At 69.7% G+C, this 2800-nt stretch carries 3 protein-coding genes; all 3 read left to right on the top strand.

Annotated features, from left to right (window positions below; all coding sequences use genetic code 11):
- The coding region (locus Q0C12_RS14815) for a cyanophycin synthetase (protein ID WP_290891555.1) at positions 1-487 on the top strand (487 nt) is incomplete at its 5' end.
- Positions 477-1559, top strand: coding sequence for a phospho-N-acetylmuramoyl-pentapeptide-transferase (gene mraY, locus Q0C12_RS14820; RefSeq protein ID WP_290891557.1), 1083 nt, complete (start codon positions 477-479; stop codon positions 1557-1559). The genes Q0C12_RS14815 and mraY, both read left to right, overlap by 11 nt.
- A 4-nt stretch (positions 1560-1563) precedes the next feature.
- A partial coding sequence (gene ftsW, locus Q0C12_RS14825; protein ID WP_290891560.1) for a putative lipid II flippase FtsW occupies positions 1564-2800 on the top strand: 1237 nt, incomplete at its 3' end.

Consider the following 2800-nt stretch of genomic DNA (forward strand, 5'->3'; position numbering starts at 1 on the left):
CGACGACATCGCCGCCGGGCTCGCGGCCGCCGCGCCGGTGCCGGGCCGGCAGATCCCGCATCGCCTGGCCGGCGGCGCCGTGCTGGTGGACGACAGCTACAACGCCAACCCGGGCTCGGTGGCCGCGGCCATCGCCGCGCTGGCGGGGGCGGGCGGCGAGGCCTGGCTGGTGCTGGGCGACATGAAGGAGCTGGGCGAGGGCGCAGAACTGCTGCACGCCGACATCGGCGCCCAGGCGCGCCGCGCCGGCGTCACTCGGCTGTGGACGGTCGGCGAGCTCAGCGCCCACGCCAGCCGCGCCTTCGGCGACGGCGCCCGCCATTTCGCCGACCAGGACGCGCTGGTCGCGGCGCTGGGTCCCGCGCTGCGCGCGGCCGGCACCGGCCTGCGCTGCGTGGTGAAAGGTTCGCGCTCGAGCGCGATGGACAAGGTAATGGCCGCGCTGTTGGCCGCCGACCGGCAGGGAGACGCCGACCATGCTGCTTGAACTTGCCCGCTGGCTGCACGAGATGGGCTGGATGCCGCCGCTGTTCGGCTACATCACCTTCCGCGGCATCCTCGGTGCGCTGACCGCGCTGCTGCTGTCGCTGTGGCTGGGCCCGCACGTGATCGCGCGCCTGGCCCAGCTCAAGGGCGGCCAGCCGATCCGCACCGACGGCCCGCAGAGCCACTTCTCGAAGGCCGGCACGCCGACCATGGGCGGCACGCTGATCCTGCTCACGGTCTCGCTCTCCACGCTGATGTGGGCGGACCTTCGCAACAAGTACGTCTGGGTGCTGCTGGCGGTGATGCTCGCCTTCGGCGCCATCGGCTGGCTCGACGACTGGATCAAGATCGTCCGGCGCGATCCGAATGGCCTGAAGTCGCGGCACAAGTACGCGCTGCAGTCGATCTTCGGCCTGGCCGCGGCGCTGTACCTCTACTACACCGCCGACAACGCCAACGCGACCACGCTGTTCCTGCCGCTGCTCAAGGACTTCGCGCTGCCGCTGGGGGCGATGTTCGTGGTGATCGCCTACTTCTGGATCGTCGGCTTCTCGAACGCGGTGAACCTCACCGACGGCCTCGACGGCCTGGCGATCATGCCGACCGTGCTGGTGGCGGCGGCGCTGGGCATCTTCGCCTATGCCTCGGGCAACGCGGTGTTCTCGCAGTACCTGCAGATCCCGGCGATCCCGGGCGCCGGCGAGATCACCATCGTCTGCGCGGCGATCGCCGGCGCGGGCCTGGGCTTTCTGTGGTTCAACACCTACCCGGCGATGGTGTTCATGGGCGACATCGGCGCACTGGCGCTGGGCGCGGTGCTGGGCACCATCGCGGTGATCGTGCGCCAGGAAGCGATCCTCGTGCTGATGGGCGGCATCTTCGTGGTCGAGACGCTGTCGGTGATGATCCAGGTCGCCAGCTTCAAGCTCACCGGCAAGCGCGTGTTCCGCATGGCGCCCATCCACCACCACTTCGAGCTCAAGGGCTGGCCGGAGCCGCGCGTGATCGTGCGCTTCTGGATCATCTCGGTGATGCTCGTGCTGGTCGGCCTCGCGACCCTGAAGGTGCGCTGAGATGATGCCCGCCGACCGAAGCCACCAGGCCACCCGCCTCGACGCCATCACCGGGCGCTACGACCCGGTGCTGCTGCTGTTGACGCTCGCCTTGGTCGGCCTCGGCGTGGTCATGGTCGCGTCGAGCTCGATCGCGATCGCGGAGGGCCTCGACGTCGGCCCGTTCTACTTCCTGGTCCGCCACGTGGTGTTCCTGGGCATCGGCTGCGGGCTGGCCTGGGGCCTGATGCGGATGGAGCTCAAGCTGGTCGAGAAGTACAGCCACCTGCTGCTGGCCCTGTGCTTCGTGATGCTGCTGCTGGTGTTCCTGCCCGGCATCGGCCACACGGTGAACGGCGCCCAGCGCTGGCTGAACCTCGGCGTCTCGAAGTTCCAGGCGGTCGAGGCGGTGAAGCTGATGTTCATCATCTGGCTCGCCAGCTACCTGGTGCGCTATCGCGACGAGATCGCCCAGCAGTGGATGGCGCTGATCAAGCCGCTGGCCATGGCCAGCGTGATCGTCATGCTGCTGCTGCTGCAGCCGGACTTTGGCTCGGCGGCGCTGATGCTGGCGATCACCGGCGGAATGGTCTGGCTGGGCGGCGCCCGCATCCGCAACCTGGTGATCCCGGCCCTGGTGGCGCTGCCGCTGCTGGCGCTGGTGGCGATCGCCGAACCCTACCGGGTACGCCGCCTCACCTCGTTCCGCGACCCGTGGGCGGATCCGTTCAACGACGGCTTCCAGCTGACGCAGGCGCTGATCGCGATCGGCCGCGGCGAGTGGTTCGGCGTCGGCCTGGGCGGCAGCGTGCAGAAGCTGTACTACCTGCCCGAGGCGCACACCGACTTCATTTTCTCGGTGACCGCGGAGGAACTGGGCTTCGTCGGCTCGTTCGGCATCATCGCCCTGTTCGCCGCCTTCACCTGGCGCGCCTTCGACATCGGGTTCCGCGCGGTGAACATGCGGCGCCACTTCGCCGGCTTCTGTGCCTTCGGCGTCGGCCTGTGGGTGAGCCTGCAGTCCTTCGTTTCGATCGGCGTGAACCTGGGCCTGCTGCCGACCAAGGGCCTGACCTTGCCGCTGATTTCCTCGGGCGGCTCGAGCGTGCTGACCACCTGCATGGCGATCGGCCTGCTGCTTCGCGTGAGCTACGAGCTCGACCGCGCCGAGCGTCAGGTGGCGCGCCTGCGCAGCGGCGACGGCCTGCCCGAACCGGGCGAGCCGGCGCTGGACGCCGCGCTGCCGCCGCAGTCGCCGGCCG

Origin of the sequence: Arenimonas sp. (assembly GCF_022842045.1) — a bacterium.
GTDB lineage: Bacteria > Pseudomonadota > Gammaproteobacteria > Xanthomonadales > Xanthomonadaceae > Arenimonas.

Bases quoted from the DNA above. Each gene is read 5' to 3' on its own strand.
- mraY (WP_290891557.1), top strand. From the start codon at position 477: ATGCTGCTTGAACTTGCCCGCTGGCTGCACGAGATGGGCTGGATGCCG.